The 15355-nt window shown below is 27.7% G+C and carries 17 protein-coding genes and 4 pseudogenes; 16 read left to right on the top strand and 5 right to left on the bottom strand.

The features are described from left to right. Position 1 precedes the first annotated feature (1 nt). Positions 2-898: a DUF4435 domain-containing protein gene (locus BQ4446_RS05895; RefSeq protein WP_071027518.1), complete on the top strand. Its 897-nt coding sequence runs from the start codon at positions 2-4 to the stop codon at positions 896-898. Positions 899-1055: 157 nt separating this feature from the next. Here the strand turns inward: BQ4446_RS05895 and BQ4446_RS08150 are convergent. Further along, positions 1056-1265: pseudogene (locus tag BQ4446_RS08150) on the bottom strand (plasmid mobilization protein); the annotation flags it as partial. 350 nt (positions 1266-1615) lie between these two features. Here BQ4446_RS08150 and BQ4446_RS05885 point away from each other — a divergent pair. The 8 genes and pseudogenes from BQ4446_RS05885 (at position 1616) to BQ4446_RS05860 (ending at position 6874) form a co-directional block, all read left to right on the top strand. Next, positions 1616-2320, top strand: a complete 705-nt coding sequence (locus BQ4446_RS05885) for a lantibiotic protection ABC transporter ATP-binding subunit (RefSeq protein ID WP_071027514.1) — start codon at positions 1616-1618, stop codon at positions 2318-2320. Continuing rightward, the gene (locus BQ4446_RS05880) at positions 2313-3074 is read left to right on the top strand and encodes a lantibiotic immunity ABC transporter MutE/EpiE family permease subunit (RefSeq protein WP_071027512.1); all 762 of its coding nucleotides are present in this window, start codon (positions 2313-2315) and stop codon (positions 3072-3074) included. Before BQ4446_RS05885 ends, BQ4446_RS05880 begins: the two co-directional genes overlap by 8 nt. Beyond that, a complete protein-coding gene (locus tag BQ4446_RS05875; protein ID WP_071027510.1) occupies positions 3067-3795 on the top strand; it encodes an ABC-2 family transporter permease in 729 nt (242 codons plus the stop codon). The genes BQ4446_RS05880 and BQ4446_RS05875 overlap by 8 nt, the downstream gene beginning before the upstream one ends. Position 3796: 1 nt before the next feature. Continuing rightward, a complete protein-coding gene (locus BQ4446_RS05870; RefSeq protein WP_071027508.1) occupies positions 3797-4465 on the top strand; it encodes a response regulator transcription factor in 669 nt (222 codons plus the stop codon). Further along, the gene (locus tag BQ4446_RS05865; RefSeq protein ID WP_071027505.1) at positions 4444-5781 is read left to right on the top strand and encodes a sensor histidine kinase; all 1338 of its coding nucleotides are present in this window, start codon (positions 4444-4446) and stop codon (positions 5779-5781) included. Before BQ4446_RS05870 ends, BQ4446_RS05865 begins: the two co-directional genes overlap by 22 nt. 577 nt (positions 5782-6358) lie before the next feature. Further along, the gene (locus BQ4446_RS08735) at positions 6359-6487 is read left to right on the top strand and encodes a hypothetical protein (protein ID WP_280630417.1); all 129 of its coding nucleotides are present in this window, start codon (positions 6359-6361) and stop codon (positions 6485-6487) included. After that, a pseudogene (locus tag BQ4446_RS08640) lies at positions 6472-6579 on the top strand (IS200/IS605 family transposase); the annotation flags it as partial. The gene BQ4446_RS08735 and the pseudogene BQ4446_RS08640, both read left to right, overlap by 16 nt. A gap of 124 nt (positions 6580-6703) precedes the next feature. Further along, entirely contained in the window at positions 6704-6874 is a 171-nt protein-coding gene (locus tag BQ4446_RS05860) for a recombinase RecR (protein WP_245149678.1), read from the top strand. A 118-nt stretch (positions 6875-6992) separates the two neighbouring features. Here the strand turns inward: BQ4446_RS05860 and BQ4446_RS08635 are convergent. Further along, positions 6993-7444, bottom strand: a pseudogene (locus BQ4446_RS08635) (hypothetical protein); the annotation flags it as partial. Between the two features lie 174 nt (positions 7445-7618). Between BQ4446_RS08635 and BQ4446_RS05855 the strand changes: the two are divergent. From BQ4446_RS05855 to BQ4446_RS05845, 3 genes are all read left to right on the top strand, one after another. Further along, positions 7619-7786, top strand: a complete 168-nt coding sequence (locus tag BQ4446_RS05855; protein WP_071027503.1) for a 2-hydroxymuconate tautomerase — start codon at positions 7619-7621, stop codon at positions 7784-7786. Between the two features lie 195 nt (positions 7787-7981). Next, entirely contained in the window at positions 7982-8908 is a 927-nt protein-coding gene (locus tag BQ4446_RS05850) for an alpha/beta hydrolase (RefSeq protein WP_071027501.1), read from the top strand. Between the two features lie 90 nt (positions 8909-8998). Continuing rightward, complete coding sequence (locus tag BQ4446_RS05845; protein ID WP_071027499.1) at positions 8999-9898, top strand: GIY-YIG nuclease family protein; 900 nt, start codon at positions 8999-9001, stop codon at positions 9896-9898. A 607-nt stretch (positions 9899-10505) separates the two neighbouring features. Here BQ4446_RS05845 and BQ4446_RS08400 read toward each other — a convergent pair. Continuing rightward, the gene (locus BQ4446_RS08400) at positions 10506-10907 is read right to left on the bottom strand and encodes a vWA domain-containing protein (protein ID WP_071027497.1); all 402 of its coding nucleotides are present in this window, start codon (positions 10905-10907) and stop codon (positions 10506-10508) included. Between the two features lie 295 nt (positions 10908-11202). Next, on the bottom strand, positions 11203-11352 hold the full coding sequence (locus BQ4446_RS08395) for a hypothetical protein (protein ID WP_167632540.1): 150 nt from the start codon (positions 11350-11352) through the stop codon (positions 11203-11205). A 760-nt stretch (positions 11353-12112) separates the two neighbouring features. Here BQ4446_RS08395 and BQ4446_RS05835 point away from each other — a divergent pair. From BQ4446_RS05835 to BQ4446_RS05820, 4 genes and pseudogenes are all read left to right on the top strand, one after another. Beyond that, positions 12113-12361, top strand: a complete 249-nt coding sequence (locus BQ4446_RS05835; protein ID WP_167632539.1) for a hypothetical protein — start codon at positions 12113-12115, stop codon at positions 12359-12361. A 168-nt stretch (positions 12362-12529) separates the two neighbouring features. Continuing rightward, a pseudogene (locus tag BQ4446_RS08630) lies at positions 12530-12982 on the top strand (DUF4300 family protein). Further along, on the top strand, positions 12957-13142 hold the full coding sequence (locus BQ4446_RS05825) for a DUF4300 family protein (RefSeq protein WP_071027491.1): 186 nt from the start codon (positions 12957-12959) through the stop codon (positions 13140-13142). The pseudogene BQ4446_RS08630 and the gene BQ4446_RS05825 overlap by 26 nt, the downstream one beginning before the upstream one ends. A gap of 60 nt (positions 13143-13202) precedes the next feature. Next, positions 13203-14621, top strand: a complete 1419-nt coding sequence (locus tag BQ4446_RS05820) for a phospholipase D-like domain-containing protein (protein ID WP_071027489.1) — start codon at positions 13203-13205, stop codon at positions 14619-14621. 528 nt (positions 14622-15149) lie between these two features. Here the strand turns inward: BQ4446_RS05820 and BQ4446_RS08390 are convergent. Beyond that, positions 15150-15320, bottom strand: a complete 171-nt coding sequence (locus tag BQ4446_RS08390) for a hypothetical protein (RefSeq protein ID WP_167632538.1) — start codon at positions 15318-15320, stop codon at positions 15150-15152. Positions 15321-15355 lie beyond the last annotated feature (35 nt).

The raw sequence follows: 15355 nt of genomic DNA, 5'->3' as shown, positions 1-15355 counted from the left end.
TGTGGATTTATTGAATTTTATGGAGAATGAATCTGACTGTATAGAGTCTATTTTTCAAAGTTATATAACCTCAAAGAGTAAGAAAGACATATTTTTATTTTTTGAAGGCAAGGATGATTTTAAGTATTATATTAGTAGAATATCTTCGTATATTTTGGACAAAGAATATAGTGTTTTTCATTGTAATTGTAAAAATAATGTTATAGTAGTTCATAATATGATTTCAAATCAAACCGCGATTGAAGATTTAAAAAAGAATATGTATTTTATAGATCGTGATTATGACAATAATGATAATATACCTGATAGTATATATGTAACATCGTCCTATTCAATAGAGAATAATTATTTTACGAATTCTGCAATAAAGAGAATATTAATAGGAATAATTGGGATTTCTGAAGAAAATGAAGATGATAATTTAGACTTTAAAGTTGTTTATAATCATATAACAAGTAGAAGAGATAAAATTATTGAAGAAATTATTTACGCAAATGCTTTGTATTCATTACAAATCAAAAAATCTAAACATAGTGTTGAGCATACACAAATGTCAAATTTAAAAGAATATAGTAACATTAAGAATATTTGTCAAATACAAGTTCTTGAGAAATTAGTTAAAAATTCACTTGAAATTAATGAGTCTGAAATCAATAAAGAGATAGAAAATTTAAGATTAAATCCAGTAAGCAAAATAAGAGGGAAGTATTTTACTCAAGCACTAACACCCGTTTTTAGAGATGTATTTCAAGATGCAGGTAAAAAATATAATAGAAAATATTTTTCTAAAAAAAGAAAAATACATGCTAATTTATCTGACATAATTTCAGAATTGTCTTCATATGCAGATACACCACCAGAATTGATTTCTTATATTAGAGAAAGATTATCCGTATAATAACATCTATAATATTTCTGGAATATTAAAATAGTAAGAAAAATATTTTTAAATAAGCAATGTGTATTGTTAAGTTTTTTTATGATAATAGTTTGCTGAACCCAAAACAGAAAATTTTAATTATTTAATTTTGTAATTTATATAACAATTCTATCTAATTTATATTATTTGTTGAATTTGAAAGTAGCCATTGTAGGTTTCTAAATGGTTCTAAATCTATAACATAAATTTCTTTTTCTAATACGCATTTTCTAAGAAAGTGGGACATAGTTTTGCAGTTTGCAAGTTTCATTTTCTTTTCAAAAACTTCTTTTTCTTCTTTAGTAAGTTTTATTTCTACTCTTTCATTTCTAAATCTATTTGCAATTTTATTCTCCTTTATAAAATATATTTCGGGGTCTTAGGGTTCTCCCTAACAAGGTAAAAATTAGCAGTAGACTTCAACCAATCACTAACTATATTAGCTCTTGGGAAGTCCTTGCATAGCACTTACCAAACACTCAAGTAAACTTTCGTGTGGTTAGGTGCGTAAAAAAATGGAGCATTCCGTAAAGGTCTGCTCCATTAATTTTTTCGTAAGTGTCCGTACACTTACTGTGCTTGCTTCTTTCAAAGCTCCTTTCAAAGTTTATATATTTTTTTCAAAAAATACCGTAATTATAATTTGGTTATTTTTTATTGTTAGAATTGATTACATAAGAAATGGAGGAATAATATATGGAAATTATGCTTGAAACAAGAAATTTAACAAAGAAAATCAAAGAACAAATGATACTTGAAAATGTATCAATTAAAGTAGAAAAAGGAAAGATATATGGATTATTAGGACCAAACGGTGCTGGCAAATCAACACTATTAAAAATAATTACTAAAGTTATGAATTGTACATCGGGGGATATTTTTTTTGAAGGAAAAAGCATGTGTACAGAAGATTTAAAAAAAGTTGGAGCTATCATAGAGCATCCTGCTATCTATCCAAATTTAACAGCATATGAAAACCTAGAAGTTTTAACAGTATTATTAAATATTGACAAAAGAAGAATTGACTATGTGTTAAAAATAGTTGGTTTAGAAAACACAAATAAAAAATTGGCAAGAAATTTTTCATTAGGTATGAAACAAAGACTTGGAATCGCAATGGCGCTTATAAATAATCCAGAATTATTAATACTTGATGAACCAACAAATGGATTAGATCCTTTGGGAATCCAAGAATTAAGAGAATTGATAAAAGAGTTTTCTAAAAAAGGAATTACAGTAATTATTTCAAGTCATATTTTGAGTGAGATAGAGCAGATAGCAGATAAGATAGGAATTATTAATAATGGACATCTCATTTATGAAGCTAATAACTCAGATGAGATTGATTTGGAGAAGCTATTTTTAGAAATGATAAAAAAGGATGTGAAAAATAATGATTAGTTATATTAAAACAGAGTTAATGAAAGAAAAAAGATCTGCTAACTTTAAATTGGGAATAATTGTACCTATAATTTTTGTTTTATTTAATATAGCTATGGTTAGTTTGATGGGGAAGAGCCCAGAAGGAAAAAGTTATATATTGGCAACTTCTTTTAATTGGTACCCACTTTTAATTCTCCCAATAGTTTTGAGTTTACTAGTTGTGAATATAAGCGGTAAAGAAAAAAGAGAACATATTGTTTTACAAAAAAGTAAAAATTTAAGTTTTGCAAAAATGGAATTGGCGAAAAATATTATTATTGTAGCTGAATTGTTTACTATTATAGTAGTATCGACAATATTAATGTTTACTGTTGCTACATTTTTTCTAGGTGAAAGAATATCGCTAAGTCAATTAATTATGGCTACTGTTTGCCTTTTTATTGGAAGTTTACCAGTAGTTGTTTTATCTTTTTTGATATATGGACTTGTAGAAAAGAAAGCTATTCTTATATTGTTGAATTTTGTGTTGACATATCCATCAGCTGTGATTGCGGTAACAAATAGTTGGATTTTATTTCCATGGTCATATAACTTGCGAATGCTTAGCCCAGTTGTTGGAGTACATCCAAATGGCACTTTTCTTGAGAATGGCTCTGAACTAATGAACATGGAGTCAACATACTTAGGATTGTTTTTAAGTATTGTTGTCTATGCAGTTGTGTTAACATTAAATCTTTTAATAAAAAACAAAAGGAGTAAATGCTTTGTATAATATAATATCATCATATTGGCTTAGAAGTAGAAGGACACCAGTAAGACTGATGACTTTTTTATGTCCAATTCTATTTTCTTTGATTTATGGTATCTATGCGATAAATTCAAAAGGATTAATCGGAAAGGAAATGGAAGTGTTTTTTTGCATATATATAATTTTAGCGAATTTTTCGATAAGTTTTTATATCCCAATGATATATGAAGTTGATAAGATCGCTGGAAATTTTGCAAATGATTTAAGTACAGGGATTAGTAGGAAAAAAATATTCTTTTCTAAATCTATTTACATCTCTATATTACTATTTATCATAGAATTTATATCTGTCTTGGTAATGATATTAATAGGGATTGAAAAAGTCGAGCTTAATTATATAAGTACAGTTTTATGCTTTTTTATTGGAACAATTATGTTAATACCAATGATTCCTGTTTATCAATTTTTAAGTTTGAAATTAGGTTTTTCTGGTAGTATACTAGTCGGAGTTTTTTTAACACTATCAGGAATTTTGTTAGGAACCACAGAATTGGGCGATAATGTTTGGTATTTATTACCTTTTGTTTGGCCGATAAAACTTATTTTCGCTTATACAAGTCATGAAGTTACCAGTCGTGTTGTTATGATTTTTTTAGTATTATCAGTAATAGTTACTGTATTTTTTATAGGTGTATTTAATAGTTGGTATAATAGATGGGATGGTATTAATAAAATGGAGGAGTAGAATGAACTTATTAATCATAGATGATGATAAAGATTTATTGCGACTTTTAGATATGACTTTTAAAAAAGAATACAATGTTGACCTTTGTGATGCAGCTGAAAAAATCGTTCCTGAACAGCTAACTAAATATAATTTGATTATTCTTGATGTCATGATGGATGAAATGGATGGATTTGAATTCTTATCACGATATAGAGAATTGATAGATGCGCCGATTATCTTGTTGACGGCTAAAAGTTTTGAAAAGGATAAGATAGAGGGGTTTGCCTTAGGGGCAGATGATTATGTTACAAAGCCATTTTCTGTATCTGAAATAAGGGCGAGAGTTGCAGCACATATTAGAAGAGAAAATAGAGATAAGCACAGTAGAATAATTGATTATCCAATTTCTTGTGACTTGTTGTCTAAAAAAATATATTTTAAGGAAAATGAAATTACTCTTACCAAAAGTGAATATGAAATATGTGAATTACTTTTAAAAAATAGAAACCAGGTTTTTACTAAAGAAAAGATTTACACAACAATTTATGGATATGATGCTGAGGGTGATAGTTCAACTTCTATTACGGAAAGAATAAAAAAAATAAGAGAAAAATTTGCTGGATTTCATATAGATCCAGTTAAAACTATTTGGGGAGTAGGTTATCAATGGGAAATAAAAAAAGTTTAACTTATTTAATTAGTAAATTTGCCATTTTAGAATTGTTTTTTTTACTATTTATGATTTTATTTTCCTATGTGCTTCTAGACGTCTTAATTAACAATAGGGTAGTATATCCTGCAAATTATGCTGAAATGAATTCGGATACAGTGAAATATGAATTTCTAAAAGAAAATTGGGAAATTGATAAAATACCATTTTTTTATGAATATCAATTAAGAGATAATGGAGAAATTATACAAAATACGATCGATGAACGCTACAATCAAAAAATAAGTGAGGCATTGCAAAAAGGAAAATCTTCAAAGGATCAAATAATAGGTTCAGATGTATTTAAGGCTTTTAAAAATGGTAATAAAGATTTGATCATAAAATATAAAATTAGTGCTATACCTTCCAATCCAAATGTGTATAAAATAATTAGAAATTTTGAATTGGTATTTTTTATAAGCGTGTTTTGTCTATGGCTAATCGGATTTATTTATTTAATAAGTAATTTGACAAGGGAATTAAGGAGTGAAATTAGAAAGATATCTAGGGCTAATTATAATATTGAAAAATTACAATTAGAATTTGAAATAGAGCATTCTGATTATACAGAAATTTCAGGAGTATTGGATTCGATAGATAGAATGGCAAGGAGCTTAAAAGAATCATTAGAAAAACAATGGAATATGCAGATGACACAAAAAGAGATGATTGAATCGATTACTCATGATGTAAGGACTCCGATTACTCTAATCAAAGGGAATATTGAATTATTAAAAGAAGATCAGGAAAATGTTCTTGAAAGAGCAGAAGATGCTCTAAATGGTGTGGAGAGATTGGAATCTTTTTTAAAAAAACTAAATGAATTTTCTGATTTTATGGAATCTCCAAATGAAGTTGTATCAAAAGAAGTTTTAGATTATTGGTTAAAAATTGTGACTAGTATTTGTAAACTTAAAGGTTTTAGCATATCAATTCTTTCGTATGATGCAAGTAATATTAAATTAGATAAAAATGCAATTTCTATTGCGATACAAAATTTAGTAAATAATGCAATTGAGAACTCTCCAGTGGGCTCTACTATATTTATCGGTTTTTATGATTATATAGACGACTATACAATTGTCGTTAGGGATCAAGGCGATGGATTTAATAATGATATTCTTTATGATGTAAGAGAAAAATTTGTATCAACGAAAATGTATGATAATAATGTACATGGTTTGGGACTTTCAATTGTTGCGAAAATACTTGAAACTAACAAAGGACAATTGTTACTAAATAATTGTGATGATCAAGGGAATGGTGCTGAAGTAAAAATGGTATTTAAAAAGTAAGCATATTTTAGAAAATTAATAAATCTGGTTACCAAGAGGGATAAATTTTCACTATTAAAGTGTAGGGGTAATTTATCCCTTTTGATTTTGAGGTAGAAGCGGAAATCTATTCCTCTATTAAGCAATTCTTAATAGTTGCTTCTTTGTTATATAAGAGAATAATTTTAGAATCAGGAATTAAAATAATAATTTTTAGGTCATTGAAAATATATTAAATAGTTTGGATCATTGCTATGTATTATTTAATGTCTACTGGTGATTATAATAAAAAATTAAATTTAAAATATAGTGAATGAACAAATTCCTTTCATTTTAGAGGATTTATGCCTAATAGCATAAGTCCTCTTTTTATGTTCAAATTAATCATTGAAACTCAAAAATACTATAGAAAAATAAAAACTTTGGTTACCAAAAAAGGCAAATTTCACTTTATAAAGTGAGGGGTATTTTGTCATCTTTCCATAAAAATAAAAATACTTTGAAGTGTGGATATTTATAAACTTATTAGGCGAGATTAGTATATTGCAAATTTAAAGAACTTACCAAAGTAAAAAATTAACTTACATAGGAGGTTAAAATGCAAGCAGTAAAGATTTATAGTATGAGAGTTGCAATGTTATGTAGACTTTATGATCATAAATTAATTAATGATAAGGAATATACAAAAATTAAGAATAGAATAGAAAATGATTACAAGAATATATAAAAAATCAATTAAAAGAAGATTACATGGCAGATCAAATAAGTATTAAAGAATTTGTAGACCCGTTTACGGGTGAGCAATTAAACAAAAGCAAAAAAATAAGGTGCTTTAGCACCAGCTGTGAAAATTGGTGTGCGAGAAAGAAAGTTCAAAGCATGGAATGCTGCCGGTAACAGCCCCTTATAGGGGCAAAACAAACCACCGGCTTAGCCGGTGGTTATGATTATTGCAACAAAAGGGGGAAATTATATGGAATTAAAAAATAAAAAACGAAGTGGAAAAATCAACTATGAAACAAAGGGAGTATATGTAGGGAAAAAGCCGATTGAAGAAGTATTTGAAGATATTATCGAGCATGTAGTCAAAAGAAACTTAGAAAAAGACAGATAAAACAAACGCAAGTGTAAGTATGTACATTTGTAAATGATGTGATACCAAAAATAATAAAATAAATATCATATATGTTAATCTATTATTGTGGGCTAGCCCCCAATAACTATAATAAAGATAAATATTTATAAAATCTTTCATTATCATTTATATGGATTCTTTCAACTTTTCCATTATGTCTAGGTGTTCTAGGCCTTATTAATTGATGCTTTATACCTAATTCACAACATAATTTATCAAATGTATGTATCCTTTCCTAAACTTAAGTTTTACATATAGTTCTATCATAGAAATATTAGGATTTCTTTTAATAAAAGACTTTATCCATAAGATTTCTTCATCAGTATATGCGTTAAGATGCTTACTTAAAGGCTTATGAGATTTATCCCTAAGAGATTATTTTGTTCCATCAAATTTTTTATTCCATCTCATTAAAGATGCTTTAGAAATTTTGTATCTTCTTACTACAAAATTTACAGAATATCCCTTTCTATATATTTTAACTGCGTGATATCTTGTGTCTAAAGTATGTGGCAAATATCTTTGGTTTTTTGGTATAATTGTATTCATAGAGAGAATCAGTCCTTTTTTAAAATTTTGGTTAATTTAATTATATAGGATATTTCTCTTTTTTCTTTTATTTTGTCTCGCATCAATTGTAACACTATTTTGAAAAATAATTGCGTGAGGTCAAAATCCTGTTATACAATGTCTAATATAGATTAATAAAATAAGGAGGATTTTATGCCATTTATTCATGTAGAGCTTGTCGAAGGCCGTTCAGACGAAGCAAAACAAAAAATTGCAAAAGATATTATAGAGTCGGTTCACAAAAACGCTAATGCACCAAAGAAACATATTCACGTTATTTTCCAAGATATGAAAAAAACTGATTATATTCACGAGGATTAAAATGAAAACCAAGGGCTTATACAATCAGGTTCTTGATCTTTATTATTTTTCTAATATGCATAAAAGATTATTAAAATAAGCATTAATTATATTTTTAATTCTTAGATTTTGACTTGCATAAACTTTAAGGTTAGTGCTAGTATATGATAATATATGAAAATATTTGTATTAAAATTTCTTAAAGGTGGGAGTTTTTTGAGCATTGTATATAAATTGTTAGCAAATATTTTAAAACTTTCTAATATAAAAAACATTTTCACAAAAGATAAGGATACAATTTTAAAATATGCTAGAAAACAAAATGAGAAAAACAAATTTAACTTTGAAAAAATAAAGAAGGAGTCTAAATTTTCTAAGTGCGAATTAATAGATTTTGATGGATATCCTTGTATTATTTTTAAAGAAAATGATAATTTTTCTGATGCTGCAATCCTTCAGCTTTACGGCGGTGGTATGATCACAGGGCCCGATAAAATGGACTATAAGCTAGCTGATAGATTAGTAAAATTTACAAAAAGAGATGTATACTTCCCTTTATATCCCTTGTGCATAGATGGGAGCGTAATTGAAAGTTATAAATTATGCTTTCAAGTTTATAAGAAAATTCTTGAAAATTACAAGCCTGGTCAAATAAATGTTTTGGGTTTTTCTTCAGGAGCAGCACTTTCTCTTGGTATTTTTTTATACAATAATGACATAGAGATGCCTCTTCCAGTCCCTAAAAAAATTCTTGCAGTTTCACCAGGTGGACTTCCAAATTTGGAATCTTCAGAAGATAGAGAAATAATGGAAAAATTAGAAAAATTATCCAATAAAGATATCCTTATAGATGCCAAGTATTTTAAAACTGCAAGGGAAATATTAAAAAATAAAGATCATGTTCCTGAATATATGCTAAATAGTCTTAAGGGTAATTTTAAAAATTTCCCAGAAACACATCTTTATTATGGTTCAGAAGAATGTCTATTTGCTTTTGCAGAATATTTTTGCAGGGTTTTTGAAAAATATAAGGTTCCCTATAGTTTAACAGTGGGAAAAGGAATGTGCCACTGCTATCCACTACTTAGAATTTTTAAAGAGGGAAGAGAGGCACAGGATAAAATTATTGATTTATTAAAATAGACTCAAGATTTATAATTGTTTTTATATCAACAAAAGTTTATAGTTTATGATAACTTACAATAAATAAAAAATTAGGGCGAGGACAAGTAAATGAATAATGCTAAAAATTTTAATTTATTTTTAATGGATGGAAAGGTAACAGGTAGAATTAAATGCACCCTATCAAATTGGACAGGTCTTGCCTATAAGATACCGTCAGCTTATTTAGATAAGTGTAAAGATAGATCTGATTTAAAGCAAAGTGGTGTATATTTTCTCTTTAGCAATAATGAAATGGAAAAAAATGAGGTTTATATTGGTCAGGCAGGAATTAGAAAAAATGGAGAAGGTATCTTATTTAGAGTAAAAGAACATTTAAAAGACGATTTTTATTTTTCTGATGCTGTTATGCTTACAACTCAAAACAATTCTTTTGGACCAACGGAAATCTCATATTTAGAAAATAAATTCACTAATATGGCAATAGATACAGATAGGTATACAGTTAGAAATGGAAATGACCCCAATCCAGGAAATGTTACAGAAGAAAAAGAATCTGAACTTCTTGATTTTGTAGAATATTCTAAGATGGTTCTAGGAGTATTGGGATATAAACTTTTCGTACCATTATTAGATGATGAGGGTAAATCTGATGCAAAAGATAAATCTGAAAAAGATGAGATTTTTTACTTATCAAGTAAAAGTAGGAAATCTAATAATTTAATAGAAGGAAAATGCAAAAGAACTAGTGAAGGTTTTGTAGTCTTAGCTGGAAGCCAAATTGAAGAAATAGACTCTGATAGTTTACCTGTATCTTTAAAAGAGCTTAGAAATATTGCTAAAGAAAAAGGAGATATTATTAATGGGATTTTGCAAAAGAATTATCTCTTTAATTCACCATCATATGCATCCATGTTTATTATGGGTATGAGTAGAAATGGCAGGACTGACTGGAAAAACAATATTGGACTAACATTTAAAGAATTGTTAGAAAAAGAAGCACAGAATTAGATTTTTTAAAGGCGATACTAACCGTCTTTTATTAATAACATTTTAAAAGCAAAAATAAGAAAAATGATTTGTCCACGTTGTGGTGCTGACTTAATAGAAAAATAAAATATGATTTAATTATTAATAAGGCCTATTGGTAACTTAAATTATCAATAGGTCTTATTGTAGCTTTATCTTGTATTTAAATTTTAAGATTAATAGTATAAGTTAGACTCATAATTTAATTTATCCTTCTAATTAATATTTAGCATTATTTTACTTTTTACTGTCAGGATTAACAGTATTTTCAAGTTTTTCTGTATCTTCAAATTAATCTTTAATATCTCCGCCTTTATTGGAATAACCACTAAAATAGTTGGAATAGGGATTTACACGACTTGTTGTAGGTATTAAGTCCACTGTTTCACCAATTTTTACTGCTATGGAATTTCGGTATTCTTGGGATTCTTTTTCTCTCTTAGCGTATTCGGCATTAAAGATATTAGTAATTTTACTATATCTTTAATCGGCAAGTTCACGCAGCCTTTTTTCAACTTTTCCTCCTGAGAGGAGGAGGAAAATGTCTTTAGAACTAGCAAGGGAAATAAGTGTTGTTATGGAATTATTTTCAGATCCAGCCAGTCGAGCCAATTGATTTAAGTGCTTCAATTATCTCTTCTTCATTTAAAAGACCTATTGGCTGAATTAGTTCACAGGACTGACAAGATTCAGCCTTTCCGCTATTTTTGTTATTACCCTTATGACCGAAAACTCTAAGCCCTACTTTTGAATTTTCAGGCATTTGTGAAATTACTTTTTGAATTGAATCTTTAGAAATATCCATCATAGTTTGATTTCCTATGGACTTTGCCATTGATCCAGAGCAATCTAGGGCAATTTCTAAATTTAAATTTATGTTTTCATTAATTGATTTATGGTTAAATGGATCTTCCTTATCATTTTTAAATACCAGATATGAATAGCGTTGGATTGATTCAATGACTGGATAGTCATAAGCTACAAGATACAAAAACTGTTTAAAAAGGTGGTCAATTTCATCTTAACTTGCATCATCTGTAAGTTTAGGTTCTGTCTTTTTTACTTCTTCTTTAAGATTTTCTCGCCATTTTTTTTGTATTTTCTTGGTAATTTTCTTCGTAGAAACTAGGGGAAGGACATATTCTACCAACTGAGTACACAATCACTTCATAAGTATATTCTATATTTGGTAATTGGCCATTAACGCCTTTTTTTATTTGCATTTCTTCTTCGCTCTTCTCTTCTTGCGAATCTACTAGCTTATTTTTTTCTCTTGGTCATTCTTATTATTTGTTTCTTCTCTTTGTATAGGCTGTGGAACATTTTTTTTGATTTTCGTTTTTAGATTCATCTTTTTTTGTACATCCGCTTAAAACTAGTAGGCAAACAAGAAATAATACTGCAGCTTGCATAAGCATTTTTTTCATCCTTATCATTCTTTTTATCCTGATATTCAAGATTGTTTGCCATTGGATATTTTTACCTATACCCCCCTTAGTAAATATTTAAGCTTAGGCTATTTTCTTTGATAAAATATAAACCAAATAAAATTTAAATTTTCACAAGAAAATATAGCAATGGAAGAGGTTTATATAATATGAACGATTATAATTTCAATATCTTACTACAGATATATTTTAAAATTACCTGAATAATTTTACCTTTATTTTTTTGAGAGCTAAAAATTAAGATTTTTAATTTATTTAGAGAAGAAATTTAATAGAGAAATGAAAAGAAATTTGATTTAATTATTTTTGCAGATGGAAAATATGCTCCATGCCTAGGTTGCTTTAAATGCTGGATTAAAACTCCTGCAAGCTACGTGATTAGAGATTCTCTTAAGGAAATAAGTAGAGTAATAGGTGTGGCTGATAATCTTACGATTCTAATGGAAAATTATTATTGAGGATTTAGCCCAAAAATTAAAAATATACTTGATAGATCAATAGGAACTTCAACACTTTTTAGCACCTATAGGGGAAGACAGATGCACCATGTTTTACGTTATGGCAAAGATGATAATTTTAAAAAAGAAGGCTTAGTGCATTGGAATTTATTATAGATTTAACAAGTCTTTTTGTTATTGAAGAAAAAGATTAAGAAAGCATAAGAACAAAGGCCGATTACCAAAAAGTATGATATAAGTTAGAAGACGCTAATAATCTTGTATTTTCCATTCCCTTATATGTTGATGGTGTGTCTTCTAATATTCTTCCTTTTCTTAAAAAAATGGAAGACCTTTGTAGGGAAAATAAACTTAGGTGTAATGTCTATGTAATTGCCAATAACCGTTTTATCGAAGAAAGAGAAAATGAGTTCCTAATGCAAATTATGGAAAATTTTTGCATTAGAAGCAATATAAAGTGGTGTGGAGGCCTAGAAATTGGTGACGGTGTTATGATGAATGTGATGAGAATAATGACTGCTCTAAATAAAAAATTATAAAATAACATAGGAAATGATAAATTATTCTTTAATTTGTAAGAGGAGATAAGTTATGAAATATTTTAAACTTTTAATTTTGTAACTTTGATTTTATTAGTATTTAATGGATGTGATAAGAAAAATCTTGTCAGTGATGAACTTGAAAATAATATAGAAATTATAAATTTAGTGTCTAGTAATGATAAGGCTCTTGTAAAAGATGGACTTTTAGAAGCTGGACTTAAAAGAGAAAATATTGATGCATTTCTTGACAATGTAAATAATTATAATGATTATGTAAATAACAGCCTTCCTTTAAAGATGGCTTTTCAAAAGGGCCTATTTATAAGCAAGATTATAATGAAACTGTAGAATAATTTTGTAATAAGGGCAATAAATTAGGATCAAATTGCAGAATTAATACATTTATATTATTATAAAGATAATATTATAATAAATAACTTTATAAATGACAATTCAAGTATCCTTGCCTTTGACAAGGCTTCAATTGAAAATGAGTTTAAGAATATTTTTAATGATGAAGAGGCAAGGGACTTTTATACTTTATTTGCATCAATAAGGGCAGCAAAAAGCAAAGATAAAAAAGAACAAATTAATGAAATTAAGAAAGCCTTTAAGTAAATGGGAATATCCTTCAAAAAATCAAAGGCAGCTTTCTGATTATTTAATGGAAAAGTATGATGTTGAATGCAATCAAGATGTTACAAGACCATTTATTATGGACGGCTTAAAAATATTAAAAGATTTTAGACAAAATTCAAAAAATAAATTAGTAATTTAAATAGGCTTAAAGAAAGACTATTATACAATTTTTGCTATAATTATTTAAGAGGAGGAAGTTATGAAAAGAAAAAATAAAAAGATAAAGCAGGTCATAATTCTTATAATTCTTGCTATGATTATAATCCCTATATTGTATAGTGCATCGACAAAAAATCCCCTTGGCACCAACATTTCAGGAAATTTTCAAAATGCAGATATTGATTTTTTCTACGATTTAACTTATTTAAAAGATGATGAAAGAAAGCATGAACACAATATTTTTAATGCAGAAATGAAGCTAATAGAAAATGCAAAGGACTTTCTAATAATTGACCTCTTCTTATATAATGATGAATATGATAAAATTGTATCTTATCCAAATCAGGTAAGTCAAATGACAGATCTTTTAATTACTAAGAAAAAAGAAAATAAGGATATGCCAATTTTATTTATAACTGACCCAATAAATAATTTTTATGGAGCTTACGAGCAAAAAAATATAAGAAAGCTTCGTGAAAATGGAATTGATGTGATAGTTACAGACCTAAATAAAATGCGTGATTCAAATATTTTAGTTTCAGGCGGCTATAGGGCATATTTTAAATACTTTGGCACAGGCGGCCCCACATGGATTAGAAACTTTTTTCAAAAGGACGGACCAAAGGTCAACCTACGCTCAATTTTTAAACTTGCAAATTTTAAGGGCAATCACAGAAAAGTATTAATTTCAGAAAATGAAGCAATTGTTGCATCTGCTAATCCTCACGATCCAAGTAGCTATCACTCAAATGTTGCACTAAGATTTGTGGGAGAGCCAATGGAGGATTTAATAAAATCCGAAAGCATATTTTTTGAAGAAATGCCAGATGTCATTAAAAATTTTAGACCAAAGAAAATAACAAAATCAGAAGATAAATTAAGAATAATAACAGAATGTGGTATAAGAGATGCCCTATTAAAAAATATTGAAAATTCAAAAGAAGACGACAAAATTCATCTTGGAATATTTTATATAAGCGAATTTGATATTTTAAAGGCTCTAGGACAGGCAAGCGATCGTAACGTTGATGTTAAAATTATTGCTGATTTAAATAAGGATGCTTTTGGACTTGAAAAAAATGGAACACCAAATAGGCCAGCTCTTAGTGAATTAAAGGAAAAATATCCAAAGCTTGAAATTAAATTTTACAACACTTCTGGAGAGCAGTTCCATACAAAAATTGCCTATTTTAAATTTAAAGATAAAAATAATAGGGCAATCTTAGGATCAGCAAACTTCACAAGAAGAAATCTTGACAATTTTAATTTGGAAACAGATGTGGAAATAGAAATGAATGAAAATTCTAAAATTAATAAGGAAATTAAAAATTATTTTGAAAGAATATGGAATAATGAAGATGCTGAATATACCTTAGACTTAAATACAAATTCTGAAGATAGCCTTTTTCTAAGGACCATTTGGAAAATACAAGAAAGAACTGGTCTATGCACTTGGTAATTAATAATTTTTTCTTTATATTCTTAAGAATATAAGATAGTAAAATAATTTAAGAAATATAGAAGACATAAAAATTTTTGAGGTTTGATTAATGAATAAAGATAAAGAAAAGATAGCTCAAATATAATAGGATTGGGAAATGGTTTAGTTTGAGTATTGTAATTTTATTAGGTTTATTAATTGGGCAGATTAAAATGTGAGCAGGAGTTGACCTTACAATATGTATAAGCATAGCTTCTGCACTAAATAATGAGAAATAGTTATTTGCTGTTGATTGACTTATTTTATGTTAATTTAGAATTAAGTCATTTTTCAAGATAAGTTTTATAAATTTTTGTGGTTGGCTTATACTTGCTTACATAACCAAGAATTTTACCATAATCTATAAACTCTTCAAAATTATTATTTATGGTACTATTTAAATAATTATAAGAAATCATTTTAACTAATTCTTGAACCCTATCAACTGTAGGAAGTTGTTCGAATGAGAAGACTATTTTATCTCCAAGATCAACGTCAATTACAAAATCAGTTATTATTAATCATATGGGGATTTTTTATCTTGTCAAAGTCTATTTTCAGTTTCTCATAAATATCTATATCCATTCTAAAGGAAATATTAAGCTCCATCATTCCTTTAAGAATATTTGCATAATAGTAATCATAGCGGCTTAAAATTAGGACTTTTATATGATTCATAGGTTCCATTAATTGTTGGATTAGATTTGGCCAAA

Origin of the sequence: Peptoniphilus raoultii (assembly GCF_900099555.1) — a bacterium.
GTDB classification, from domain to species: domain Bacteria; phylum Bacillota; class Clostridia; order Tissierellales; family Peptoniphilaceae; genus Peptoniphilus_A; species Peptoniphilus_A raoultii.
This window is presented reverse-complemented; position numbering and strand designations above follow the sequence as displayed.